Raw genomic sequence first — 401 nt, forward strand, 5'->3', positions numbered from 1 at the left:
ATGCATCACGAGCACGATCCAGCAACGCGTGTCGCTATCATGACCGGCGAACTGGAAACTGATCCGTTCAAAATCCAGGCAAACGCGTTCAGGGACATTCTTGCCGCCCAAGGGCTTGAGGTGCGGGCATCGAAGGTCACAGACGGCAATCACATGAGCACGGTACGCGATCTCGCCGTCGCTGGCACGCCTGCGGCGGCAGCATTGCGCGCCTTGATTGCCAATAATGCCGGTGAGGAACCGAAGCGATACACCTTCCCTTGACCGCCGGTTTTTCGTGAATCGAAGTGTGATGCATCGGCTCCTATGGCCGGTACCAAGTCGTGCCGATCCGCGTCGTCGAACGTCGCGCAAAGGCCGACCGTGTCCTAAAAATCGGCGACTTTGCCCCAGGCGGATCC

1 pseudogene is annotated in these 401 nt (G+C 59.1%); it reads left to right on the forward strand.

From position 1 onward, the window contains the following. A pseudogene (locus FMN63_RS00045) lies at positions 1-264 on the forward strand (alpha/beta hydrolase); the annotation flags it as partial. Between the last annotated feature and the right edge of the window lie 137 nt (positions 265-401).

This window comes from Stappia sp. BW2, assembly GCF_008107695.1.
Classification (GTDB): Bacteria; Pseudomonadota; Alphaproteobacteria; order Rhizobiales; family Stappiaceae; genus Roseibium.